This is a genomic window from Cryptosporangium sp. NPDC051539, from assembly GCF_044454545.1.
In the GTDB taxonomy this organism is placed as follows: domain Bacteria; phylum Actinomycetota; class Actinomycetes; order Mycobacteriales; family Cryptosporangiaceae; genus Cryptosporangium.
This window is the reverse complement of sequence record NZ_JBITDV010000010.1, coordinates 103814-128283: the sequence shown is the minus strand read 5'-3', so window position 1 is coordinate 128283 and position 24470 is coordinate 103814. Positions and strand designations below refer to the sequence as shown.

18 protein-coding genes are annotated in these 24470 nt (G+C 72.3%); 13 read left to right on the top strand and 5 right to left on the bottom strand.

What is annotated here, in order from left to right; translation table 11 throughout:
- Positions 1-46 precede the first annotated feature (46 nt).
- Positions 47-2638 (top strand): bifunctional FO biosynthesis protein CofGH, encoded by a 2592-nt coding sequence (locus ACIBZJ_RS29050; RefSeq protein ID WP_395935107.1) that lies wholly within the window; start codon positions 47-49, stop codon positions 2636-2638.
- Here the strand turns inward: ACIBZJ_RS29050 and ACIBZJ_RS29045 are convergent.
- Complete coding sequence (locus ACIBZJ_RS29045; RefSeq protein ID WP_395935105.1) at positions 2625-4823, bottom strand: ATP-binding protein; 2199 nt, start codon at positions 4821-4823, stop codon at positions 2625-2627. The genes ACIBZJ_RS29050 and ACIBZJ_RS29045 overlap by 14 nt on opposite strands.
- Positions 4824-5177: 354 nt before the next feature.
- On the opposite strand from ACIBZJ_RS29045, the gene ACIBZJ_RS29040 reads away from it, so the two are divergent.
- A complete protein-coding gene (locus ACIBZJ_RS29040) occupies positions 5178-5435 on the top strand; it encodes a WhiB family transcriptional regulator (protein WP_395935103.1) in 258 nt (85 codons plus the stop codon).
- Between the two features lie 15 nt (positions 5436-5450).
- Here ACIBZJ_RS29040 and ACIBZJ_RS29035 read toward each other — a convergent pair whose 3' ends face one another.
- Entirely contained in the window at positions 5451-6986 is a 1536-nt protein-coding gene (locus ACIBZJ_RS29035; RefSeq protein ID WP_395935101.1) for an FUSC family protein, read from the bottom strand.
- A 74-nt stretch (positions 6987-7060) separates the two neighbouring features.
- Here ACIBZJ_RS29035 and ACIBZJ_RS29030 point away from each other — a divergent pair, with 74 nt between their 5' ends.
- Complete coding sequence (locus tag ACIBZJ_RS29030; RefSeq protein WP_395935099.1) at positions 7061-7477, top strand: MarR family winged helix-turn-helix transcriptional regulator; 417 nt, start codon at positions 7061-7063, stop codon at positions 7475-7477.
- A gap of 8 nt (positions 7478-7485) precedes the next feature.
- On the opposite strand, the gene ACIBZJ_RS29025 is transcribed toward ACIBZJ_RS29030, so the two are convergent.
- Together ACIBZJ_RS29025 and ACIBZJ_RS29020 are read right to left on the bottom strand one after the other, a co-directional pair.
- Complete coding sequence (locus tag ACIBZJ_RS29025) at positions 7486-8541, bottom strand: hypothetical protein (protein ID WP_395935097.1); 1056 nt, start codon at positions 8539-8541, stop codon at positions 7486-7488.
- A 95-nt stretch (positions 8542-8636) separates the two neighbouring features.
- Positions 8637-9101, bottom strand: a complete 465-nt coding sequence (locus ACIBZJ_RS29020; RefSeq protein WP_395935095.1) for a metallopeptidase family protein — start codon at positions 9099-9101, stop codon at positions 8637-8639.
- A 114-nt stretch (positions 9102-9215) separates the two neighbouring features.
- On the opposite strand from ACIBZJ_RS29020, the gene ACIBZJ_RS29015 reads away from it, so the two are divergent.
- From ACIBZJ_RS29015 to manA, 6 genes are all read left to right on the top strand, one after another.
- The gene (locus ACIBZJ_RS29015; RefSeq protein ID WP_395935093.1) at positions 9216-9566 is read left to right on the top strand and encodes a DUF3499 domain-containing protein; all 351 of its coding nucleotides are present in this window, start codon (positions 9216-9218) and stop codon (positions 9564-9566) included.
- 53 nt (positions 9567-9619) lie between these two features.
- On the top strand, positions 9620-10999 hold the full coding sequence (locus ACIBZJ_RS29010) for a phosphomannomutase/phosphoglucomutase (RefSeq protein WP_395935091.1): 1380 nt from the start codon (positions 9620-9622) through the stop codon (positions 10997-10999).
- The gene (locus ACIBZJ_RS29005) at positions 11000-11179 is read left to right on the top strand and encodes a Trm112 family protein (protein WP_395935089.1); all 180 of its coding nucleotides are present in this window, start codon (positions 11000-11002) and stop codon (positions 11177-11179) included.
- A gap of 65 nt (positions 11180-11244) precedes the next feature.
- A complete protein-coding gene (locus ACIBZJ_RS29000) occupies positions 11245-12315 on the top strand; it encodes an SIS domain-containing protein (RefSeq protein ID WP_395935576.1) in 1071 nt (356 codons plus the stop codon).
- A complete protein-coding gene (locus tag ACIBZJ_RS28995; RefSeq protein ID WP_395935086.1) occupies positions 12312-13280 on the top strand; it encodes a cation diffusion facilitator family transporter in 969 nt (322 codons plus the stop codon). Before ACIBZJ_RS29000 ends, ACIBZJ_RS28995 begins: the two co-directional genes overlap by 4 nt.
- A complete protein-coding gene (gene manA / locus ACIBZJ_RS28990; protein ID WP_395935083.1) occupies positions 13264-14430 on the top strand; it encodes a mannose-6-phosphate isomerase, class I in 1167 nt (388 codons plus the stop codon). The genes ACIBZJ_RS28995 and manA overlap by 17 nt, the downstream gene beginning before the upstream one ends.
- A gap of 245 nt (positions 14431-14675) precedes the next feature.
- On the opposite strand, the gene ACIBZJ_RS28985 is transcribed toward manA, so the two are convergent.
- Positions 14676-18635, bottom strand: a complete 3960-nt coding sequence (locus ACIBZJ_RS28985; RefSeq protein ID WP_395935081.1) for a hypothetical protein — start codon at positions 18633-18635, stop codon at positions 14676-14678.
- Positions 18636-18912: 277 nt separating this feature from the next.
- Between ACIBZJ_RS28985 and ACIBZJ_RS28980 the strand changes: the two genes are divergently transcribed.
- The 4 genes from ACIBZJ_RS28980 to ACIBZJ_RS28965 form a co-directional block, all read left to right on the top strand.
- On the top strand, positions 18913-19416 hold the full coding sequence (locus tag ACIBZJ_RS28980; RefSeq protein WP_395935079.1) for a MerR family transcriptional regulator: 504 nt from the start codon (positions 18913-18915) through the stop codon (positions 19414-19416).
- Positions 19416-20879: an adenosylhomocysteinase gene (gene ahcY / locus ACIBZJ_RS28975; RefSeq protein ID WP_395935076.1), complete on the top strand. Its 1464-nt coding sequence runs from the start codon at positions 19416-19418 to the stop codon at positions 20877-20879. Before ACIBZJ_RS28980 ends, ahcY begins: the two co-directional genes overlap by 1 nt.
- Before the next feature lie 136 nt (positions 20880-21015).
- Positions 21016-22653: a DUF2142 domain-containing protein gene (locus tag ACIBZJ_RS28970; RefSeq protein ID WP_395935074.1), complete on the top strand. Its 1638-nt coding sequence runs from the start codon at positions 21016-21018 to the stop codon at positions 22651-22653.
- Positions 22654-22789: 136 nt separating this feature from the next.
- The coding region (locus ACIBZJ_RS28965; protein ID WP_395935072.1) for a DUF2142 domain-containing protein at positions 22790-24470 on the top strand (1681 nt) is incomplete at its 3' end.

Below are 24470 nucleotides of genomic sequence, written 5' to 3'. Positions count from 1 at the left end.
ACCGTCCCCGGTTCACCGGGCGGCGCAGCGACATAAGGTGGCCGTCATGGTCGAGGTCACGCGCCCGAACGTCGCTAGCACTCCGGACGACCGAGGACTCAAACGCGCGCTCCGGCGCGCCCGGGACGGCGTCAGCCTCGACCCGAGCGAAGCAGCCACGCTGCTCTCCGCCCGGGGCGAGCGCCTGGACGAGCTGCTGACGATCGCGTCCCGGGTGCGTGACGCCGGGCTCGTTGATGCCGGGCGTCCCGGGATCGTCACGTACTCCCGCAAGGTCTTCATCCCGGTCACGAGGCTCTGCCGCGACCGCTGTCACTACTGCACTTTCGCGACCGTCCCGCACAAGGTCCCGCACACGTTCCTCGATCGGGACGAAGTGGTGGCGATCGCCCGTGCGGGCGCCGAACAGGGCTGTAAAGAAGCCCTGTTCACGCTCGGCGACCGGCCCGAAGAACGCTGGCCGGCCGCCCGCGAGTGGCTCGACTCGCGCGGATACGCGTCCACACTCGACTACGTCCGGGCCTGCGCGATCGCGGTGCTCGAAGAGACAGGGCTGCTCCCTCATCTCAATCCCGGGGTGATGAGCTGGGCCGAGCTCCAGCGGCTCAAGCCGGTCGCTCCGAGCATGGGCATGATGCTCGAGACCACCGCCACCCGGCTGTGGAGCGAGCCGGGCGGCCCGCACTACGGCTCGCCCGACAAGGAGCCGGCCGTCCGCCTGCGGACGCTCACCGACGCCGGCCGGGTCGGCGTCCCGTTCACGACCGGGATCCTGGTCGGCATCGGCGAGACCCGCTCCGAGCGCGCCGAGTCGCTGTTCGCGATCCGGCAGTCGGCCCGCGAGTACGGGCACATCCAGGAAGTCATCATCCAGAACTTCCGCGCCAAGCCCGACACCGCGATGCGCAACGAGCCCGACGCCGACTTCGACGACTTCCTGGCCACGGTCGCGGTCTCCCGGCTGGTTCTCGGGCCGAAGATGCGTCTGCAGGCGCCCCCGAACCTGCTGGACGAGCTGCACACCCCCGAGGCCGAGGGCACCCGCGACGAGTACTCGCTGCTGCTCCGGGCCGGTATCGACGACTGGGGTGGCGTCTCGCCGGTGACCCCGGACCACGTCAACCCCGAGCGTCCGTGGCCTCAGATCGAGGAGCTGGCCCGCCGTACCGCCCAGGCCGGGTTCACGTTGAAGGAGCGCCTCACCGTCCACGCCAAGTACGCGCTGGCCGGCGAGCCCTGGATCGACCCGCGGGTGGCCGGTCACGTGGCCGCGCTGATGGACCCCGAGACCGGGCTGGCGAACGAGGCCGCGACGCCGGTCGGCCGTCCCTGGCAGGAGCCCGACCCGGCCCTGTTGGAGACGATGGGCCGGGCCGACCTGGGCAGCACGATCGACACGACCGGCCGCACCGAAGACCGCCGCGGCGACTTCTCGACCGTCTACGGCGATTGGGAGGCCGTCGCCGAACACGTCGAGACCCCGCTGCGGGCGGCTCCGGAACGGCTCGCGTCCGACGTCCGTAAAGGTCTGGACATCGCGGCAGCGGATCCGGCCGCACTGCTCGACGAGGCCAACACCGACGCGACGCTGGCGCTGTTCGCGGCCGAGGGCGCAGCCCTCGAAACACTGACGAAGCTGGCCGACGACCTACGGCGCGAGGTCAACGGCGACGCGATCACCTACGTGGTGAACCGCAACATCAACTTCACCAACGTCTGCTACGTCGGGTGCCGGTTCTGCGCGTTCGCCCAGCGCCGGACCGACGCCGACGCCTACCGCCTCTCGCACGAGGAGGTGGCCGACCGGGCCGCGGAGGCCTGGACCGTCGGCGCGACCGAGGTGTGCATGCAGGGTGGCATCGACCCGGAGCTGTCCGGGCGCGGGTACGCCGACCTGGTCCGGGCGGTCAAGCAGCGGGTCCCGGGCATGCACGTGCACGCGTTCAGCCCGATGGAGGTCGCCACCGCATCGGCGAAGGCGAACATGTCCGTGCACGACTGGCTCGTGATGATGAAGGAGGCCGGGCTCGACACGATCCCCGGCACGGCGGCCGAGATCCTCGACGACGAGGTCCGCTGGGTGCTCACCAAGGGCAAGCTGCCGGCCGCGGAGTGGATCGAGATCGTCACGACCGCTCACAAGCTGGGCATCCGGTCGTCGTCGACGATGATGTACGGGCACGTCGACCACAGCGGGCACTGGCTCGGGCACTTCCGGACGCTGGCTGCCATCCAGGACGAGACCGGCGGCTTCACCGAGTTCGTGCCGCTGCCGTTCGTCCACCACAACGCACCGATCTATCTGGCCGGCATCGCCCGGCCGGGGCCGACCAACGCGCAGAACCGCGCCGTGCACGCGCTCGCACGGCTGGCGTTCCACGGTCGGATCGACCACATCCAGTGCTCCTGGGTGAAGCTCGGCGACACCGGAGCGGTGCAGATCCTCGAAGGCGGCGCGGACGACGTCGGCGGGACGCTGATGGAGGAGACGATCAGCCGGATGGCCGGGTCGGAGAACGGCAGCGAGCGGAGCGTGGAGGAGCTGACCGCGATGGCCGCGGCCGCCGGCCGCCCGGTCCGCCAGCGCACCACGACCTACGGAGAGGTCCCCTCCCGCCCGTCGCTCACTCTGGCGTAGCCGCCGGCGGGGGACGCAGAGGAAGGCGGGCAGTGGCCGTGGTGCCCTGCTCGCCGGCCGAGTGGAGCGTGAGCGTGCCGCCGTGCCGGGCCAGCACGGTGGTGGCGATGGCCAGCCCGAGGCCGGTGCCGCGGATCTTGCGTTCGGTGCTCCGGGTTCCCCGGCGCAGCCGCCGGGTGACGAGCTCGAGCTCGTTGACCGGAATCCCGATCCCGGAATCCGCGACCGTCAGCGCGAGCGCTCCTCCGCTCAGATCGAGTCCGACGTCGACGTGGCCGCCGTCCGGGCTGTACCGCACGGCGTTGTCGATCAGGTGGTCGACGGCCTGCCGCAGGCGTTCGGGGTCGGCCACCAGCGGGGCGTCGGTGGGCAGCTCGGCGCGGACCGTGACCCCCTGCTCCTCGGCCATCGGCCGGTAGCCCTCGATCGCGTCCCGGACGATTGTCGCCAGATCGGTCGGGACCAGCTCGAGCATCGTGTGTCCGGAGTCGAGCGCGGCCAGGTCGAGCAGGTTTTCGACGATGTTCAGCAACAGCCGCGTGTTCCGGTCGACGACCTCGAGCAGCGGCCGGACGTTGCCGAGCGTCTCGTCGTCCTCGGACTCCTTGATCAGCTCGGTGTAGGCCGAGATCGACGTCAGCGGCGTACGCAGCTCGTGGCCGACCAGCGCGATGTACTCCTCCTCGGAGCGGGCCAGCCGCGCGGCGTAGCTCTCGGCCCGGCGCCGGTCGAGGTGCTGGCCGATCTGGGCGGCGATGCCCAGCAGCACCGAGATCAGCGAGCTCTCCGGCTCCTCGGCGTGGGCGGAGAACACCGTCAGGACGCCGGTCGTCCGCTCGCCGCTGCGGACCGGGACGGCCAGGGCGGCGTGCAGGCCGCAGCCGGCCGCCATCGGGTCGGCCATCGGCCCGGACGCGATGTCGGCCACCCAGAGCGGCGCGCCGGACTTCCAGACCGTGTGCACCAGCCCGGCGTCGGTGTCGAGGACCGAGTCCGGGAGCCGGGGGATCGGTGCCCGGCCGGGCTGGTCCCAGCGGGCGGTCGGGGTCAGCGCACCGGTCAGCTCGTCGGCCAGCCAGAGCTCGGCGTGCGGCCAGTGCAGGCACTCACCGATCGCGGCGAGCGCGTGGCCGGCGGCGACCGGCAGCGAGGGTGTGTCGACCAGGGCCTGGGCCGCGGCCAGCTCGCAGGCTTGCAGTTGCTCGGACCGCCGCCGGTGCGTGATGTCCTCGGCGGTGATCACCGCACCCACCCGGTCGCCCGACGCGTCGACGATCGGCTGCCCGTTGATCGAAAGCACCCGCGGACGTCGTCCGGGCGCCAGCGCGAGCACGTCGATCTCGCGGAGGCGCTCGCCACGCAGGGCCCGGCGCAGCGGGACGTCGTCGGCGGCGAACGGGCGGTGGTCGGGGTGGTAGAGGTGCATGGCGGTCGGCCACTCGTCCGGGACCAGGTCGGCGCTGTCATCGCCGTCCGCCATCGACAGCAGCCGGCGCATCGCCTGGTTGAAGACGATCAGGTTGCCGTCGCGGTCGCAGGCGGCGACACCGGTCTGCAGGCTGGTGAGCAGCGCGCCGGTGAACGCGTGGATCGTGTCGAGCCCGTCGGTGAGCTCGGCGATCGTGTCCGGCACCGACTCCTGCTCCGGGGCGTCGCGGAGGTGGCGGTCGATCTCGCCGGAGAGCCCGGCGGTGAAGAGCTGGGCGGCGTCGTCGATGACGGTCAGCTGCCGGGCCGACCATTCCCGGGGGAGGTGGTCACCGATCGCGAGGACGCCGACCACCAGATCGTCCGCATCACGGATCGGAAAGCCGACGTACGCGCCCAGCCCGTGTTTGCGGACGGCGGCCGTCTCGGCGAACCGGCGGTCCTGGGTGGCGTCGCTGACGATGATCGGGATCCCGGCGGCCACCACCGACTCGCAGAGGGACCGTTCGGCGGCGATCTCGGCCGGACCGGCGCCGGCCCGGCCGGCACCGAACGATCCGAGTACGACCTGACGCTGAACGTGGACCAGCGAGATCAGCGCGTTCGGAGCGCCGCAGGCCTCCGCGACGAGCCGGGCGAGCTGGTCGGCCAGGCACCGGGATGCGGAGGCGGTCGCTCGTTCGACGGCGGCGATCCGGTCGGGTGCGGTTAGCACGGTCTCCCTGCTGGGCCAGTAACCGCTGGTCGGACGATCCACTGTTGCTCCCCCACACTGGCGATAGGGGAACAATATCCCTGTTTGGGGGATTTTGGTGAACAGGCTTCGCGGTTGGGGTGATTGCGCACGATGGGGACCCTGGAGCGGCGTGAGAACCCTGCAAGTTGCGGTTACCGGCGTTCCCAGTCGGCGATACTTCGACCCTTTTTGCCGGGGTGGGTTCCCTCACCTAGGCTGACACGTGATAAAAATACACATATCAGGTCAATTTGTCTCTTGACGCGACCGGCATTACACGCGTGTAATTCCCATCGGGGATAGCTCATATCGCCTTCCACAGGGGGTTCGACGCGCCAGCCGCGCGGCCGGCGTACGAGTGGAGGAGGCACGGGAGTGGCCGCAGAAGTGATCACCGAGATCGTGAGCGGTGAGGCACCGGAGTGGCAGGATCGCGCGCTCTGCGCGCAGACAGATCCGGAGGCGTTCTTTCCGGAGAAGGGCGGTTCGACCCGCGAGGCCAAGCGCATCTGCACCGGGTGCGAGGTCAAGGCGGAGTGCTTGGAATACGCGCTGGCGCACGACGAACGCTTCGGAATCTGGGGCGGCCTGTCGGAGCGCGAGCGGCGCAAGCTGAAGAAGCGGGTCGTCTGACGCCGTCCGCGCTCGTCAGGGTGTACGTCGCCGAGGGCTTCGGCTCCAGACGACTCTGACCGTTTCCAGGTGTGCGCCGAGCGCTGCGAGTGCGGCGCTCTCCCGGCAAGTTTCCGCTGGACTGTCCGTCCGTGACGGGTCACGTGGGGGCGTGGCTGTTGCGTCCGGCTCCGGCCGTCCGGCGAGTGTGCGCCGGACACCACCGATCGACGACCGCGCCGCTCCGACGTCCCGTCGGAGCGGCGCGCGGCCGAAGAGGCCGGGCGGGGCGTCCAGGAGCGTCTCGAGCGGGGCGGCGCAGGCGTTCAGCGCGTCGATCGCGTCCGCGAGGGCGGCGGGGCCGGCTTTTGTGGCGCGGAGCGCTCGCAGGGGTGGCGCGAGCTGATTCAGGCCCTCGACGGCCTGGTGGAAGCGTGCGTGCGCGGCCAGGACGGCCGGACGGTCCGTGTGCAGGGCCGGTAGGAGGTCGCTCAGGGCGGCCAGGGCGTCGGCGGTGCGGCGCCGGGCCACGTCGGACGTCCGGATCGGCAGGACGAACCAGGCCGCGCCGACGGCGAGGATCGCGCCGACCAGGATGCCGATCAGGCGGGCGCCGAGCGCCGCCGGTCCGGCTTCGCCGTAATAGGCGTAGAGGATCGCGAGCGCTCCGGTGACCCCGGCGGCCCAGTAGGCGTAGCTGTACTCGCGGAGCCAGGCGGCCACCCCGAGCAGCGCGAAGATCGCCGCGATCGCGAGTGGGTCGCCCGGAGCGAACGCCTGGCCCAGGAGGGTGGCGGCGAGAGTGCCGCCGGCTGCACCGGCCAGCCTCAGTACGCCCTTCCAGACGACGTCGCCCCGGCCGCGGTTTCCGCTGCCGACCAGGAATGCGGTGAGGACGGCCCAGGTGCCGTGGGCCGGGCTGACGAGGTGTCCGAGCAGGAACGCGGCGGCGAGCGCGACCGCCATCTGAACGGCCAGCCGGGTACTGGGGATCGGCCGCAGTGTGCTCGCGCGGGTCACCGGTGCGGGTTCCGGAACGCCGAGCGCCGGACCGTGCGGTTCGTGCGGTTCGTGCGGCGGCCGGCGCAGCCGGGTGGCCGCCAGGGGCAGCGCCGTGGCCCAGGCGGCGGCGAGCAGGGCGACGACCGCGGCTCCCAGGGCCACGGTCCAGGGAGGGCGGCCCGGCGGTACCAGTACGGGCACGGGGACCACCAGCATCGCGATCAGCGGGAGCGTGAGCAGACGGCCGGCCAGGGCTCCCCGGGGGCCGAAGCGGCGGAGCCAGATCGCGCCGGCCAGCCCGGCGACGAACAGGGCCGCGCCGAGCGGGGGAACCGTACGCAGGAGCGCGCCGACGGCCCCCGCTCCGAGGGCCACCGCGGGTATCGCGGCCAGGCTCACGAGGCGGGTGCGCAGGCCCGCGCGGCGCTCGGCCCGGCCGAACGACATCGCGAGGACGACTCCGAGGACCGCCAATGCGCCGTGCGTCCCCACGGCCGCGTCGATCGGCAACGCGGACGCGAACGCCGCCAGCGCGCCGAGGAGCAGGATGATCGCCGAGTTGATACGCATCGCTTATTAAACTAATGGTACTTGTCGGCTTTTTGGCTCGAAGTACTCAGTGATAGCTTACTAGTGTGCATGACGTGAGCCCGGACCGAGTCGTCACGATCCGGCGCGGGGTCACCCGCCTCGCGCGCCGGCTCCGGGTCGAGCGCCCGCCCTCCGCGCTGAGCGCCAACAAGATCGCCGTGCTCGCGGCCCTCTACCGCTCCGGCCCGAGCACGCCCGGCGCGATCGCCGCCGCCGAGCACCAGCAACCGCAGTCGCTCACCCGCGTCTTCGCCGACCTCGAGGCCGACGGGCTGGTGCTCCGCGTCCGCAGCGAGACCGACCGGCGGGCCTGGGTGCTGCACCTGACCGACGCCGGGCGCGACGCGCTGCACAGCGACATGGCCCAGCGGGACGCCTGGCTGGCCGTGGCCCTGGACGACCTCACCGAGGCCGAGCGGGGCCTCCTGGAGGTGGCCGCCGGTCTGCTGGAAGACCTGGCCCGCCGCTAGGGCTGCGTCTACCGCGAGGGATCCGTGCGCACGACCGCGGACGTATCGGCCCGCGCGGAGGGCACCGCGACCAGCAGTGACGCCCCGACGACCACCAGCACCACGACCGCGGTGAGCGTCCGGAACCCGCGCCGGAAGACGCCGGCGGCCTCGGCGGCCGCGTCGAACGCGGCGCCGAGCACCACGGCGGCCGCGGGCAGCGTCACCAGGAGCAGCGGCGTGCGGCTCGGCGTCGACAGCGCGGCGGCACCCACGCCGACGAACACGATCAGCGCGAACGGCCGCAGCCAGCGGACCACCGCGCCGAACCCGGCTCCGAGGGCGACGGCGGCCACCGCGACCAGGTCGAGGACGTGCGGCGCGATCACCCCGGCGGGCTGGGCCCAGGGCCCGACGGCGGCCACCATCGTCGCCACCGCCAGCACCGCGAGCCCGGCGACCGCGATCACCCGCGCCGGGGGAGGCCAGCCGATGCCGATGTCGTGGCCGGCCAGCAGCACCGCGATCGCCGTCACCGCAATCGGGACGACCACCGGCGCGGTGAGCGCGGCGACCAGCAGGCACACTCCCGCCAAACCGAGCGCCGGCCGTCGGCGGGCCCTCAGCCCGGCCAGGAGCGCGGCCGCGAGCAGCCACGGCACCGCCAGGTTCACCGGTGTCACCGTCCGATGCGCGGCGAGCGCCCAGGGCAGCCCGGCCGTCACCACCGCGGCCAGCACCGTCGCCGGGACGCTCAGCCCGAACCGCCGCACCAGCACCGCGATGAGCAGCACGGTCACGACCGAGGCCAGCACCATCAACTCGCGCGCCGCGGTCACGGACGAACCCCGCAGCGCGGTGTAGGCCGTCACCTGGAGCCCGGCCACACCGTCCGGCTTCGTGATCAGTGCGGACTCGAACCGGTCGGGCACCGGGGCCGAGAACGGCCCGGCCAGCGCCGCCCCGGCGTACGCCACCGCCGCCGACGCCACGACCAGCAGCGCCACCGGCCACCGCCGAGCTCGCACGGGGCCCACCCGCACGAGCTCGTGGCGCCCTTGGTAACGCACCGGGCTGCTCGTCACGGGTTACATGATGGAACCCGCGCTACCGGAGCGGGGACGAGATAGCGAAGGTCGGGTGCTGCCAAGACGTCCGTCTGGGGGCAGGCCCCCGGGGGTCAGTGGTTCGGCGGATCGACGTCGTCCGGATCGAGGCCGAGCAGGTTCGCCACCTGCTCGACGACGACGTCGTGGACGAGGTCGGCCAAGTCGTCCCGGTCGTAGGCCCGGGCCTCGAGCGGACGCCGGTACACGACGATGCGCGGAGGGGTGCTGCGCCCGCGGCCACCGTCGCGGCCCGGCAACAACCGGGCCAGCGGCACGTTGCCGTCTTCCAGCACGTCGGAGTCGTACGACGGCAGCTCGGGCGGCACGTCCTCCACCGCGAACTCGACGTCGCGCAGCTGGGTGGCCCAGCGCGGCTCCAGGTGCTCGACCGCGTCCAGCACCAGATCGTCGAAGATCTGCGCCCGGCTGCGGGAGAGGGGAACGGTGGCCGGAACCAGCCGCCCGCGCATGCCCCGGCCGCGCCGGTCGCGGCGGGACGTGCCGGGTCGGCGCCGGTGCTCGGCAGGGGTGGCCATGTCAGCAGGATAGTGCGCCGGGAAACCAGGGAATCCGGGGTTCGAAGCGCGACACACCCGCGACACCGGCCCCGACCGTTGGCGCCGGAGCCCCCCGCCCGATACCGTTCCGCCGTGAGGTCTCACCGGCGCTGCTCAAAGAATGGCTGTTCTCAGCCTGCGGTGGCGACGTTGACCTACGTCTACGCGGAATCCACCGCGGTGATCGGTCCGCTCGCCGTTTCGCACGAACCGCACACCTACGACCTGTGCGAAGGCCACGCCGAGCGGCTCACCGCCCCCAAGGGCTGGGACCTCGTCCGTGCCGAGGGCGACTGGGCCGCGCCGCCGCCGAGCAGCGACGACCTGGCCGCATTGGCCGACGCGGTGCGCGAGGCGGCCCGGCCCGCGCAGCCCGAGAGCACCGAGGCCGCTCCTCAGGTGGGCCGCCGCGGGCACCTGCGCGCCCTACCCAATCCCCGCTGAGTCCGCCCCGGATAGGCTCCTCTCCAACGCACCACATCGAAGGAGCAGGCGCCGTGTCTTCCCACGACCTTTCCGGCCTGGTCAAGGCGTACGACGTCCGCGGCGTGGTGCCCGACCCGTTCAGCGAAGACGTCGCCCGCGCGCTCGGCGCCGCGTTCGCTCGTCTGATCGTGGCCGAGGGCGGCCGCAGTCTGGTGACCGCGTACGACATGCGGGAGAGCTCGGTGCCGCTGTCCCGGGCGTTCGCCGAGGGTGCGATGAGCCAGGGCGTATCGGTCGTCGAAGCCGGTCTCGGTTCCACCGACCTGCTGTACTTCGCCGCCGGTCACCTGAACCTGCCGGGCGCGATGTTCACCGCGAGCCACAACCCGGCCAAGTACAACGGCATCAAGCTCTGCCGGGCCGGCGCGACTCCGATCGGGCAGGCCAGTGGCCTGGCGACGATCCGTGCGGAGGCCGAGCGGATTCTCTCCGAGGGCGCGCCGGCCGCCGAGGTGCCCGGAGACATCAGCGCGGTCGACCTGCTCACCGAGTACGCGAACTACCTCCGGTCGCTCGTCGACCTGACCGGCATCCGGCCCCTGAAGGTCGTGGTCGACGCGGGCAACGGCATGGGTGGCTACACGGTGCCGGTCGTCCTCGGTGAGGGCCTGCCGCTCGACGTCGTGCCGCTCTACTTCGAGCTCGACGGTGACTTCCCGAACCACGAGGCCAACCCGCTCGACCCGAAGAACCTCGTCGATCTGCAGAAGGCCGTCGTCGAACACAAGGCAGACATCGGTCTGGCCTTCGACGGCGACGCCGACCGGTGCTTCGTGGTGGACGAGCGGGGCGAGCCGGTGAGCCCGAGCGCGATCACCGGGCTGGTAGCCGTGCGAGAACTGGCCAAGAACCCGGGCGCGACGATCATCCACAACCTGATCACCTCGCGCGCCGTGCCGGAGATCGTCCGCGAGCACGGCGGCAAACCGGTGCGCACCCGGGTCGGGCACTCGTTCATCAAGGCGCAGATGGCCGAGACCGGCGCGGTGTTCGGCGGCGAGCACTCCGCCCACTACTACTTCCGCGACTTCTGGCGGGCCGACACCGGCATGCTGGCCGCGATGCACGTGCTCGCGGCGCTGGGTGAGAGCGACCGGCCGCTGTCGTCGCTCGGCGCCGAATACGAGCGGTACGTGGCGTCCGGCGAGATCAACTCGACCGTGGCCGACCAGGCCGGTCGGGTGCAGGCCGTGCTGGCGGCCTTCCCCGACGCGGACGTCGACGATCTGGACGGCACCACGGTGACCTTTCCGGACGGAGCCTGGTTCAACCTGCGCGCGTCCAATACCGAGCCGTTGCTCCGCTTGAACGTCGAAGCGGCCACGGATGTACGGATGGCCGAGATCCGCGACCGGGTGCTCGCCCTGGTCCGCGCTACCCCGGAGGCATGAATGACTGTCGATTCCGCACTTCTGGAGATCCTGGCCTGCCCCAGCGACGATCACGCGCCGCTGCGCCTGGACGAGGAGGCGGGGGAGCTGGCCTGCACGGTCTGCGACCGCTCCTACCCGATCCGGGACGGCATTCCGGTGCTGCTCCTCGACGAAGCTCGCCACCGGGGTGACCAGTGACGGCGCAGATCGACGAGACCCGTCTGGACGACACCGACGTCCTGTCCGGCGCCGACCCGGCCGAGATGCTCCGGGCCACCGCCGGGGCCGGCCCGCAGCTGCGTGAGGCGGTCGCGCTGGCCGGAGAGGCCGGTCTGCACGTCCTGTCCGAGGAGATCCGCCCCCGGGCGTTGGTGCTGGCCGGCGTCGGCACCGCCGCCCGCACCGGTGACGTGCTGAACGCCGTCGCCGGCCCGCGCTGCCCGGTGCCGGTCATCCTGCACCGCAGCCGGGGCGTCCCGGGCTGGGTCGGTGCGGCCGACGTCGTCATCGCGGTCTCCGCTTCCGGACGCAGTCCGGAAGCGCTCGCCGCTGCGGAGGCCGCCATGCACCGCGGCGCGCGGCTGGTCGCGATCGGCGCGGCCGACAGCGAGCTGCAGTCGATGGCCGAGCGCGCCCGCGCGCTGTTCGTGCCGGTGCCGCGCCGCCGCCCGGCCCGGGTGGCGTTCTGGTCGCTCGTCGCGCCGGTGCTGCTCGCCGGACGCGGGCTGGGCATGTGCCAGGTCGCCGAGGCCGACTTCGCCGAGACCGCGACCCGGCTCGACAACGACGCCGACCGCTGCCGCCCGACCGCCGAGTCGTTCGTCAACGAGGGCAAGTCGCTCGCGATCGAGCTCGCGAACACGATCCCGGTCGTCTGGGGCACCTCGGCGCTGGCGACCGTCGCGGCCAACCGGTTCGCCGACCAGCTCGCCGCGAACGCCCGGTACCCCGCCATCGCCGGCAACCTGATCGAGGCCGGTCGGGGCCGGGTCGGCCTGATCGACGGCGTGTTCGGCTCGCTCGCCGACGACGTCGACGACTTCTTCGCCGACCGGGTGGACTCGGCCGGTTCGACCAAGCTGCGGCTGGTGCTGCTGCGCGACGACAGCGAGTCCGAGGTCGACGCCGCCCGCGCGAACGCGATCGAAGACCTGGCGCGTGAGCGCGGTATCGGCGTCAGCGTGCTGACCGCCGAGGGCGGTTCCGAGCTCGAGCGCCTGGCCTCGTTGATCGCCGTCCCCGACTTCGCCTCGGTCTACCTGGCCCTGCTGCACGGCCTCGACCCGATCGCGGTCCGCGCCGTCTCCGAGCTGAAGGAACGGACCAACGCGTGAGTGCGGAAGGCGGTACCAGGGCGATCATCGCGGCGCTCACCGCGAACCTCGGCATCGCCGTCACCAAGCTGCTCGCCTGGTTGCTCACCGGATCGTCGTCGATGCTGGCGGAGTCGATCCACTCGCTCGCCGACTCGGGTAACCAGCTGCTGCTGCTCATCGGCGGCCGTCGTGCGCAGAAGCCGGCGACGCCCGAGCACCCGTTCGGCTACGGTCGCGAGCGCTACATCTACGCGTTCATCGTCTCGATCGTGCTGTTCAGCGTCGGTGGCCTGTTCGCGCTGTACGAGGGCTACCACAAGCTCCAGCACCCGGAGGCGATCCACTCCTGGCAGTGGGTGCCGGTCGTGGTGCTGGTGATCGCGATCGCGCTCGAGGGCTACTCGTTCATGACCGCGATGCGCGAGACGAACAAGTCCCGCGGCTCGGCGTCGCTGATCCGGTTCATCCGGCGGGCCAAGGCGCCCGAGCTCCCGGTCGTGCTGCTCGAAGACACCGCGGCGCTGCTCGGCCTGGTGTTCGCGCTGTTCGGTGTCGCGCTGACCCTGCTGACCGACAACGGCGTCTGGGACGGCATCGGCACGCTCGCGATCGGCCTCCTGCTCGTCGTCGTCGCGATCTTCCTCGCGATGGAGACGCAGAGCCTGCTGCTCGGCGAGGGTGCCAACCCGGAGGACCTGACCCGCATCGAGCAGGCGATCACGCAGGACCACGGCACGGTCGAGCGGATCATCCACATGAAGACGCTCTACCTCGGGCCGGAGGAACTGCTGGTCGCCGCGAAGATCGCGGTGCACCACGACGACACCGCGGCCAAGGTCGCCGACGCGATCGACGCCGCCGAGTCGCGGATCCGGGTCGCCGTGCCGATCGCCCGGGTGATCTATCTCGAGCCCGACATCTACCACGCGGGCAAGCCGAAGACCGATGCGGAAGAGGAAACCCCGCATGGAGCTGCTCACTAACGTCATCCGCCCCTACGCCTGGGGCTCGACGTCCGCGATCGCCGGGGTGCAGGGCCGTCCCGTCCCCAGCCCGGAGCCGGAGGCCGAGCTCTGGATGGGCGGGCACCCGTCCGCGCCGTCCCAGCTCGCCCGCGGCGCGCTCGACACGCTCGTCGAAGCGGACCCGGCCGGCGAGCTCGGCGCGGACGTCGCCGCCGCGCTGGGCGCCCGGCTGCCGTTCCTGATGAAGCTGCTCGCCGCGGAGACGCCGCTGTCACTGCAGGCGCACCCGAGCGAGGCGCAGGCGCGCGAGGGTTTCGCTCAGGCGGAGGAATCCGGTCCGCCGCTCGGTGACCCTCGCCGCAGCTACGTCGACCCGCACCACAAGCCGGAACTGATCTGTGCGGTGACGCCGTTCTCCGCTTTGTGCGGTTTCCGGCCGGTCTCCCGGTCGGTCGAGGTCCTCGCGCCGGTCGTGCAGGACATTCCCGCGCTGCGCGCGCTCGTCGATTCTCTGCGCGAGGGAGCCGACCTCCGTGCGTTCGTGGCCGGTCTCTTCGCTCTTCCGGACGCCGAGCAGGTCGCCGTTTCTTTCGCGGACGCCTGCCGGGCCGGCGGGTCCTCGCCCGACCACGCGCTGGCCGTGTCGCTGGCGGAGCAGTACCCCGGTGACATCGGGATCGTGCTGGCGCTGCTGCTCAACCGTCTCTCGCTCGAGCCCGGCGAGGCCATCTTCCTGCGAGCCGGCGTCTTGCACGCGTACCTGCACGGAGTCGGCGTCGAGATCATGGCCTGCTCGGACAACGTGCTGCGCGGCGGACTGACGCCGAAGCACATCGACGTTCCCGAGCTGTTGCGCGTCGTCCGATTCGAAGAGTCGGCCGCGGTGCCGTTCGAGCCGGAGTCGCCCGCCCCCGGCGTCCGGGTCTGGAGCCCGCCGGTGCCGGAGTTCTCGCTGACCAGGGTCGTGCTCGCGGAGGCGGGAGGCCAGGCGACGCTGACGGCCACCGGCCCGCGGATCGTCTTCGTCCTGGAGGGCGTCGTGACGGTGGAAGACGGCACCGGGCCGGTGGTGCTCAGCGGTGGCCAGTCGGGCTACCTGCCGTCGGGGCACCCGACGCTCACGGTCTCGGGCGAGGGCACTGTTTTCCAGGCCACGACGAACCTGTAGCCCGGGTCTCGCACCGGGGGCTCGGGCCCGGGCCCGGGCTCGGGCCGGAGTCGCGCCGGTTTCGGCCGGGTGGCCGTGTGGGCCGTGTGGGCCGTGTGGGCCGTGTGGGCCCGGTGGGCCCGGTGGGCCCGGTGGGCCCGGTCTCGGGCCGGGGTGGTGGCGGTTTCTGGTGGGGTGGCTCACCGGTGGGTCGGATCTCGGGCCGGGTGGGCCGGGGTGGTGGCGGTCTGGGGGTGGGGTCTGTCTCAGGCCGGGATGAGCACGGTCGCCGGGCTGGATCGCGGGACCGTCGGCGAGGCCGGTGCCGACTGAGTCGACGGCGTCGGATCGTCCGGCGGCGTGGTCGGATCGTCCGTCGGCGGGTCCGGCTCCTGCGGCGATTCGGGCGGGTCGGGTGACACGCTGCTGGGCGCCGGAGTCGACGGCTTCGACGGCGACGGGCTGGGCCGAGACGGCGTCGGCTGAGGCGACGCCGAGGTGGTCGACGGATGCGGCATCGGAGGCGGAGCCTCGTTGTCGTCCAGGTCGACCGCGTAGTTGCCCTTGTCGTTGCCGGCGCTCCGCCCGGGCCCGGTCGACTTCGGCGACGGTCCGCCGACGGTCGTCCCGTCGCTGGTGGAGGGGCTGGCCGCGGCGAGCACGTCGGTGTGGTCCTCCGTTGCCTGATTCTGGATCACCCAGACCGCGCCGAACCCGAACAGCATCGCCAGGACGGCCGCCGAAGCGTACGCCGCCAGCCGCCGCTTCCGGGACGGCGTCGCGTTCGGCCTCAGCGGCACCACCGAGTCGAACGTCCGCACCTGGCGGAGCTCTTCCGGGGCCCCCCACGGCGACCCGGAGTGCCCCGCACCCGAGTAGTCCGCATGCTTGCGGCCGGGCTCGTCGCGGTGGGAGATCGCTTCCGGCCCGTCGCCCCGAGAGCCCGAAGCCGCGCCACTCGCCCCATCGCTGCCGGCGGCAGACCCGCCGGCCCCAGGCCCGCCGCTGGCCGCCCCGCTGACCTGCGGCCCGCCGACGGCGCCGCCGCCCATCCCGGGCCCACCGATCGCGGATCCGCCCACGCCGTGCCCGCCCCCGGCCATGCCACCGGCCTGCGGCCCGGCTGTGGCGCTGCCGTTTGCGCCGGGTGCTGCGCCTGCGTTGGCGTTCATGCCGGGTCCGTTGCTGGCGGATCCGGCCATGCCGGGGTTGTTTCCGGCGAGGCCGGTGGCCTGCGGTCCGGCTGCGGCGTTGCCGCTCATACCGGGCCCGCCCGCGGTGCTGCCGCCCATCCCGGGCCCGCCCGCGGTGCTGCCGCCCATCCCGGGCCCGCCCGCGGTGCTGCCGCCCATCCCGGGCCCGCCTGCGGTGCTGCCGTTTGCGCCGGGTGCAGCGCCGGCGTTGGCGCTCGTGCCGGGGGTGTTTCCGGCGAGGCCGCTGGCGTGCGGTCCGCCGACGGTGCCGCCGCCCATCCCGGGTCCGTTGCTGGCGGATCCGGCCATGCCGGGGGTGTTTCCGGCGAGGCCGCTGGCGTGCGGTCCGCCGACGGTGCCGCCGCCCATCCCGGGTCCGTTGCTGGCGGATCCGGCCATGCCGGGGGTGTTTCCGGCCAGACCGCTGGCCTGCGGTCCGCCTGCGGCGTTGCTGCTCATGCCGGGTCCGGCTGCGGCGTTGCTGCTCATGCCAGGCCCGCCCGCGGTGCTGCCGCCCATCCCGGGCCCGGCTGCGGCGCTGCCGTTTGCGCTGGGCGCTCCGGCGGCGTTGGCGTTCATGTCGGGTCCGCTGGCGGCGGATCCGGCCATGCCGGGGTCGCCGCTCGCGTGCGGTCCGTTCGCCGCGCTGGCGCCGAGGCCCTCGCCGCTCGTACCGGGGGCGCCCGCGGCGCTCGCTGCCATTCCTGGGTCACCGCCGGCCGGGCCGGACGCATTGTGTCCGCTCGCGGCGGCGCCGATCGCACCACCCGAGCCGAAGTCGCCGCCGATTCCCGGGCCGCCGGGTGCGCTGTTCGCCACGCCGGGGTCGCCACCGGCCGAGCCGTTGGCACTCGGCCCGCTTACGGCGACACCGCCGAGTCCAGGCCCGTCGCTGGCGCCCGGTATCCCGGCCGCGTTGCCGCCCATGCCGGGCGCCCCGGCAACGATTCCGCTCGTGCCGGGTGCCCCGGCTGTGTTTGCGCCTATGCCGGGTGCCTCGGCCCCGTTGCCGCTTGTGCCGGGTGCCTCAGCCGCGCTTCCGCTCGTGCCCGGTATCCCGGCCGCGGGGCCGCTCGTGCCTGGTGCCTCGGCCGCGGGGCCGCTCGTGCCTGGTGCCTCGGTCGCGTTGCCGCCCATGCTGGGTGCCCCGCCCGCGCCGGGCGCGCCGGACGTGCTGGCGCCTTCGCCGATTTCGGAGGGGCCTACCGCCTGTCCGACGGCGGGGGCAGGTGCCGCGTTGGCCGCCAGGCCGGCGGCGATCGGCCTGCCGACGGCGTGGTCGCCCGCGCTCGTTGCGGCGGAGCCGAGGCTGCTCGGGTCGTCGGCGGACCGGCTCGCCGGGGGAGTAGCGGCCGTGCGCCTGCTTGCCGCGGCGGTGCGACCGCTGGTCAGAGCTGCGGCCAGGCTGCCGGGTACGCCGATCGCGCGGCGATCGCTCGCCACTACGGTGTCGTCGCCCGCCGCGGGTCGGCCCGCCGCGGCAGCCGGGCCGCCGCTGATGCCGTCGCCGATGTCGGCAGGGCCGGCCGCGCCGGCCGAACCGCCGCCGGCCATGCGCGCCAGGTCGGCCAGGACCGCGCTGTCCAGGTTTGTGACGGTGGCAGGCTCCAGGCCCGCCTCGTGCGCCGGGCTGCTCGCGCGCTCGCCGGTCGCCGCGCTGCCCGGGCCTGCGACGGTCGCCGCACCCGGCTCCGAGCCCGCACCCGGCTCCGTGCCTGCACTGAGCCCAAGGCCCTCGGCGACCGTGGCCGCCGGGCTTTCCTCGGCGGCGTCGACATGACGCAGTAGCGCCGCGCCCAGGCTCGTGGTGGTACGCAGGTCGGGAGCCGCATCCAGGCCGTCGGAGCGGTTGCCCAGGTCGACGGTGATCGCGCTGAGGTCGTCGTCGGCCGCGCCGAGGTCGATGGACGCCAGAGGCGGGCCGTCGAGGCGGACGTCCTGGTCGCCGGCGCCCGTCGTCTTTCGGGTGGCGCCGGCGACGGAAGCAGCCGAATCCGCACTCGCGGCGGCCACGCCATAGGAGGCGACGCCGCTGAGTGCCACGTCCTCGACTCCAGCACCCGCCCCCACCGGCGCGGACAAGCGCGTCACGGCCGACCGCGGAGCCCCGGCCGCGCCCTGGACCGGCCGAACGGCCCGGCGGTAGTCGAGGGCTACCTCGATGGCCGCCTCCCGCAACCCGGCCGGCACCCCGAACACCGGCAGCGCCTCGCCCAGCACGTTCAGCGCGTACGTGTCTTGATTGTCCCGGCAGGTCGCGCACGGCGCCTCGGACCGGGTGCCGTACAGATGCCGCTCGATCACCCCGCGCATCGCGCCGGGACGTCCCTCTGCCGCACCGGCGTGCCGCACGAGACGACGCAGGTCGGTGCACCTCTCGCTGCCGTACCAGACGGCTACCGCGGTGGTCAGCGTCGCGCGGATGCGGTCTCGCGAGCGGTTCAGCACGGTCAGCGGGTGCCGCCCACCGATCACGGTGGCGAGCTCCCGCTCGTCCAGAAGATCGTGCCATTCGAGCTCGAACAGCAACCGTTCGCGGAAGCTGAGCGACTCCATCGCGCGCCAGACGAGGCGCCGGAGTTCGCCGTCGCTCCCGGAGTCCATGATGCCGACCAGGATGCTGGTCGCCGCGTCGGTTGCCCGCCGCGTCCGTAGTGAACGGCTGCGTGCCTCGCCGACCCGCAAGCCGCTCTCGTACGCCGCACGGGCGACCGCCGTCCGCAGCTGCTCCGGCCTGGTCAGCCGGGCACCGGCCACGTTCGCCAGCGTCTGGCCGAGCGCGAACGTCGCATTGTCGCCGTCGCGTAGCGTCCGCATGAAAAGACCGAACAACCAACGGTGGTAGCGGTCGAAGAGGGCGTCGAGTCCGACGCGGGAGATCCCGTCGGACAACTCGCGGCGGAAGCTCCCGGTCCAGCTCGCCCGGGTGCCGGGCGCGACGGAGGAGCCGGTGTCGTCACCCTGACGCAGGGCCTCGAGCACCGACGCGTCGTCCCGTAAGCCGTACGGAAGGGCGTCGCTGGTCGTGGACATGCAGTTCCTCGCCTCCGGTCGCCCCTCGAGGCATGTTCGGGACCGAGCGCACCGCCCGAAGCTGTCACGCTCCGGATCCGCGCTGTCCGCCCAGCGGAACGATCCCGAACAAACCTCGTCCATGCTCTCACCCTTCGGCCAGATGCCCGAGGACGTTCCCCGCCGTTGTCATGAAACAGACTCATCCGACGGTCTATTGACGTCATCCAGGTGGCTTCGGTTGCGTTTTGCGGCCGATTCGGAAACCTTCACAGAACGCTGCTAACCTCAAGAGGTAATGAGTACGCTCACGATCCAAGAGGCGGCGGAGACCACAGGGTGGTCACCGCGGATGCTCCGCTACATCGAGCAGGTCGGGCTGGTGGCCGCACCGCGGTCGGCCGGCGGGTACCGCCTGTACGGTCCGGCCGAGTTGCAACGCCTCCGCACGCTGCGCGAGTTGCTGCAGAGCTTCGACATCGGGCTGACCGACGTCGGCTTCGCGCTGCGGCTGCGCCGCGACGAGGAACTACGGGCGGCGCTGGACGAGTGGTTCGAGGCCCGGCCGGCTCCCCCGGCGGACATCCCCGCTGACGACTGGTTGCGCTGGGAATACGACAAGCACCAGAAGTTGCTGGCCGAGATCCCGGTCGCCCAACGCTCACGCCCGGCCCCGGTTGACGCCCCCACCGGGGCATACCCGATCGTAGACATACCGGACGACACCGGGACGTACCCGGTCGTCGACCTCCGGGAAACCGAAAGGCGCCCCGGAGCGCACCGGAACCACGAGGAGAACTGATGACAGCCGTCACCGACGCCCCGGCGGGGACCACCCCGTTCAAGGTCGCCGACCTCTCCCTGGCCGCGTTCGGCCGCAAGGAGATCCAGCTCGCCGAGCACGAGATGCCCGGCCTGATGTCGATCCGCAAGGAATTCGCAGCGGAGCAGCCGCTGCGCGGCGCCCGGGTCACCGGTTCGCTGCACATGACGATCCAGACCGCCGTGCTCATCGAGACGCTGGTGGCGCTCGGCGCCGAGGTCCGCTGGGCCTCCTGCAACATCTTCTCGACCCAGGACCACGCCGCCGCGGCCGTCGCCGTCGGCCCGAACGGCACTCCGGAGGACCCGCAGGGCGTCCCGGTCTTCGCCTGGAAGGGCGAGACGCTGGAGGAGTACTGGTGGTGCACCGAGCAGATCCTGGCGTGGCCGGGCGGTAAGGGCCCGAACATGATCCTGGACGACGGCGGCGACGTGACGCTGCTCGTGCACAAGGGCGTCGAGTTCGAGAAGGTCGGCTCCGCGCCCGACCCGTCGACCGCCGAGAGTGAGGAGTTCGGCGTCATCCTGACGCTGCTCAACCGCACCCTCGCGGAAGACCCGCAGCGCTGGACCACGATCGCCAAGGACATCAAGGGCGTCACCGAGGAGACCACGACCGGCGTTCACCGCCTGTACGAGTTCGCCAAGGCCGGCAACCTGCTCTTCCCGGCGATCAACGTCAACGACTCGGTCACCAAGAGCAAGTTCGACAACAAGTACGGCTGCCGCCACTCGCTGATCGACGGCATCAACCGCGCCACCGACGTGCTGATCGGCGGCAAGGTCGCGGTCGTCTTCGGCTACGGCGACGTGGGCAAGGGCTGCGCCGAGTCGCTCCGCGGCCAGGGCGCCCGGGTCATCGTCACCGAGATCGACCCGATCTGCGCGCTGCAGGCGGCGATGGACGGCTACCAGGTCGCGACGCTGGACGACGTGGTCGGGTACGCCGACATCTTCATCACGACGACCGGCAACAAAGACATCATCATGGCCGCCGACATGGCCAAGATGAAGCACCAGGCGATCGTCGGCAACATCGGCCACTTCGACAACGAGATCGACATGGCCGGCCTGGCCAAGACCCCGGGCGTCAAGCGCAACAACATCAAGCCGCAGGTCGACGAGTGGGTCTTCGAGGACGGCCACTCGATCATCGTGCTGTCCGAGGGCCGCCTGCTGAACCTGGGCAACGCCACCGGTCACCCGAGCTTCGTGATGTCGAACAGCTTCGCGAACCAGACGATCGCCCAGATCGAGCTGTTCACCAAGACGTCCGAATATGACAAGCAGGTGTACGTTCTGCCGAAGCACCTGGACGAGAAGGTGGCCCGGCTGCACCTCGCCGCCCTCGGCGTGAAGCTCACCGAGCTGTCGAAGGACCAGGCCGACTACATCGGCGTAGCGGTCGAGGGGCCGTACAAGCCCGACCACTACCGGTACTGATCGAACCGGCAGCCGGTGCTTAACGTCCCCTTGTTGGGGGTAGAGGGCACCTGCCGGGGTTTCGCAACGGCGTCGGGGCATCCTTTCGAGGGTGCCCCGACGACGAGTACCGGGCGCTCGCGCGCCAGGAGGTTCCGTGTCGCTCGGATCGTCGTCTGACGTCAACAACTGGCTCGTCCGGCCGGTCCGTTCCCGACTCGTTTTTCTGCTCGCTTTCTCTGCCTTTTTCCTGGTCAGTGCCGGTTGGGCGCTCGCGCTGCCCGCCAACGGCACCAACGACGAGGACGAGCACATCATCCGCGCGTACGGCGCGGCCAGCGGTCAGCTGTACTCCTCGCCCGCCGCGGCCGCCCGCGGCGGCGGCGCCTGGTACAGCGTCCCGCGCAGCCTGCTGCCGGTGAACGCCGACTGCGCCCAGCGGTGGGAGCTTCCGGCGTCCTGCCTGCAGCGTCCGCCGGACGACCCGAGCCGCACGCAGACGGCGACGGCGGCGGGCCGGTACAACCCGCTCTACTACGTGCCGGTCGGTATCCCGATGGTGATCAGCCCGAACATGGGCGGCATCGTCGTCGGGCGGCTGATCTCGGGCGCGATGGTCGCCGCGATGCTCGCCGCCGCGGTCACGATCGCGGTCCGCCGTCGCAGCCCGCTGCTGCTGGCGTCGCTGATCGTCGCGGCCACCCCGAACATGCTCAACCTCGCCGGGTCGATCAACCCGAGTGGCCTCGAGCTGGCCGCCGGCGTGCTGACCTGGACCGCTCTCCTGGCGCTCGTCCGCGCGCGGTCCGGCGAGCTCAGTGACCGCTGGACCGGTCAGTTGCTGATCGCCGCAGGCATCGGCGCCGCGACGCTGGTCTCGATCCGGACGCTCGGCCCGCTGCTGCTGGGGCTCACCGTGCTCGCCTGCACGGCCGCGGCCCGGCCCGGCCGGACGAAGGAGCTGATCCAGCGGCGGGACTCGCGTGGTGTCGGCATCGGGGTCGCGGTCGCGGCCGTACTCGGCATCGGGTGGACGCTGTTCTCCGGCGTCCTCAACAACCCGGACGCGCAGCCGCCACCGCCGCACCTCTCGTTCGTGGACAAGATCTCCTACATCCTGGCCGACCGGCTGACGCAGTGGACCGCGCAGATCGTCGGGCGGTTCAGCTACGGCGAGGTGGTCGCGCCGAACACGATGCTGGTGGTCTGGTTCGGTCTCGCGTTCCTGATCATCGTGCCCACGCTGCTGTTCGCGACCCGGCGCCAGGCGTTGCTGATCAGCGGCATCGTCGTGACCAGCGTGGTGTTCCTGGTCGGGTTCGAGGTCCTCTACTACCAGCACATCGGCTGGGCGCAGCAGAGCCGGTACATCCTGCCGTTCGGCGTCGGCGCGCTGCTGTTCGCTGGGTCGCTGCGCCGGTGGGAGTTCCGGCTCGGCGAGTTGGCTACCCGCCGGTTCGTGCTGATCTGCGGCCTTTCGGTAGCGGTCATGCACGTCTGGGCGCTCGCCGTCGTCATGACCCGCTTCCAGGTGACGCAGCGGTTCAAGGCGCTCGGGGCGCTGCACGGGTCCTGGCTTCCGGCGGTGGGCCCGCAGATCCCACTGCTCTTCACCGCCGTCGGCGGCGTCCTCATCGTCGCGACGATCGTTCTGAGCCGGGCTCCGCGGACGTCCCTCGGCGGTCCCGGGGCCGGTCTTGGGGCCGAACTTCCCTCGGCGGACGCCACCGAGCCCGCCACCGTCCCGGCGGACGCGCTGCCGCTCACCGCGGGAGTACCGGCACCGAGGTCCTAGCGGCTGTCCTCGCGAATCGGTTCAGCACCGGCTCGCCGCGCTGACAGGCCGCGCCGCGCGCAGGCCCGTCGCACCGGACCACTAGGGTGTCCGAGACGAGGCGGGGCAGGGGTTCTTCGCCGGAGAGGATGAGGTCGTGGCCGGGTCCGGAACGGCGGTTGCCCGAACCCCGGAGGCGGCAGACCCGGGTAGCAATCGTGGCCGGTGGATACTGCTCGCCGCCGTGGTCTCGTTCTTCCTGATGGGCGCCGGGTGGGCGTTCGCGCTGCCGGTCAACGGCACGTACGACGAGTCCCAGCACCTGGTGCGGGCCTACGGCGCGGCCAGCGGCCAGATCTACGCGGAGCCGGCGAACGCGATCCGCGGTGGCGGCGCCTGGTTCGACGTCCCGCGCAGCCTGCTCCCCGGCGACCTCGACTGCGCTTGGAAAGAGCGCACCTCCGCCAGTTGCCAGACGCCCGCCCCCCACGACGACACGACCGAGCGGGTGGCCAGCGCCGCCGGCCGGTACAACCCCGTCTACTACGCGATCGTCGGCCTCCCGCTGGTTGCCTCTCCCGACCTGTCGGGCATCGTCGCGGCCCGGCTGGTCTCGTCGCTCGGCGCGGCCGTGCTGCTCGGCCTCGCGGTCTGGATCGCGGTGCGCCGCCGTCGTCCGCTGCTGGTCGCCGGCGTGATCGTCGTCGCGACGCCGATGGCGATCGACCTCAACGGCGCGATCAACCCGAACGGGTGGGAGATCGCCGCCGGTGTTCTGCTCTGGACGACGCTCCTGACGCTGTTCCGCGCCCGCGAAGGCGAGCTGACCGAGCGGTTCACCCGCCAACTCGTGGTGCTGGCCGGGGTCTCGGGCTCGTTGCTGCTCGTGCTGCGCGCGCTGGGGCCGATCTGGCTGATCCTGATTCTGGCGGCCTGCCTGCTGCTGTCCCGGCGGGTGGCCGTGATGTCGCTGGTGCGCCGCCACGACGTGTGGTGGGTGCTCGGTGCCAGCGCGGTGGTCGGTCTGTACGCGATCGGCTGGATGCTGCTGGCCGGTCTCTCCGACAGCGAGGGGGCGGTCGGTAACGACGCCTCGTCGATCCCGTGGTCGGACGCGGTGCGGCAGCTCTCGCTGACCCGGATGTCGTTCTGGGTCAACCAGATCGTCGGCCAGTTCAGCTACGGCGAGACGACGTTGCCGAGCTGGACGATCATCGGCTGGTACCTGCTGGTCGGCGCACTCGTCGGGCCGGCCCTCGCGGTGGTGAAGCGGCGGCACGCGCTGGTGCTGGCGGCGATCTTCGCGACGTCGTTCCTGGCGCTGATCGCGCTGGAGTTCGCGTACCTGCGCACGATCGGCTGGTCGCAGCACGGCCGGTACGTCATGCCGTTCGGGGTGGGCCTGGTGCTGGCGGCGGTCTCGCTGCGGCGGGTCGACCGGGCGCTGGGACGCACCGGCATCGGGCGCATCGTGCCGGGGGTCGCGGTGGTCACCGGTGTGCTCCACCTCTGGGCGCTGCTGCTCGTCCAGACGCGGTTCCAGTACGGGCTCGGGTCCGGGTTCAACGTGCTGAAAGGCAGCTGGAAGCCACCCCTGGGGGTGTTCGCGCCGCTCCTCACCGAGCTGGTCGGCGTGGCACTCCTCGCGGCCGTCGCGCTCCTGCTCGTCCGCCGCTCCGGCCCCGCGCCGGTGATCGGCACCACCCCGTCCGCCACCGACGGCCCCGCCACCGACGGTCCCGCCACCGACGGTCCCGCCACCGACGGTCCCGCCACCGACGGTCCCGCCACCGACGGTCCCGCCACCGACGGTCCCGCCACCGACGGTCCCGCCGACG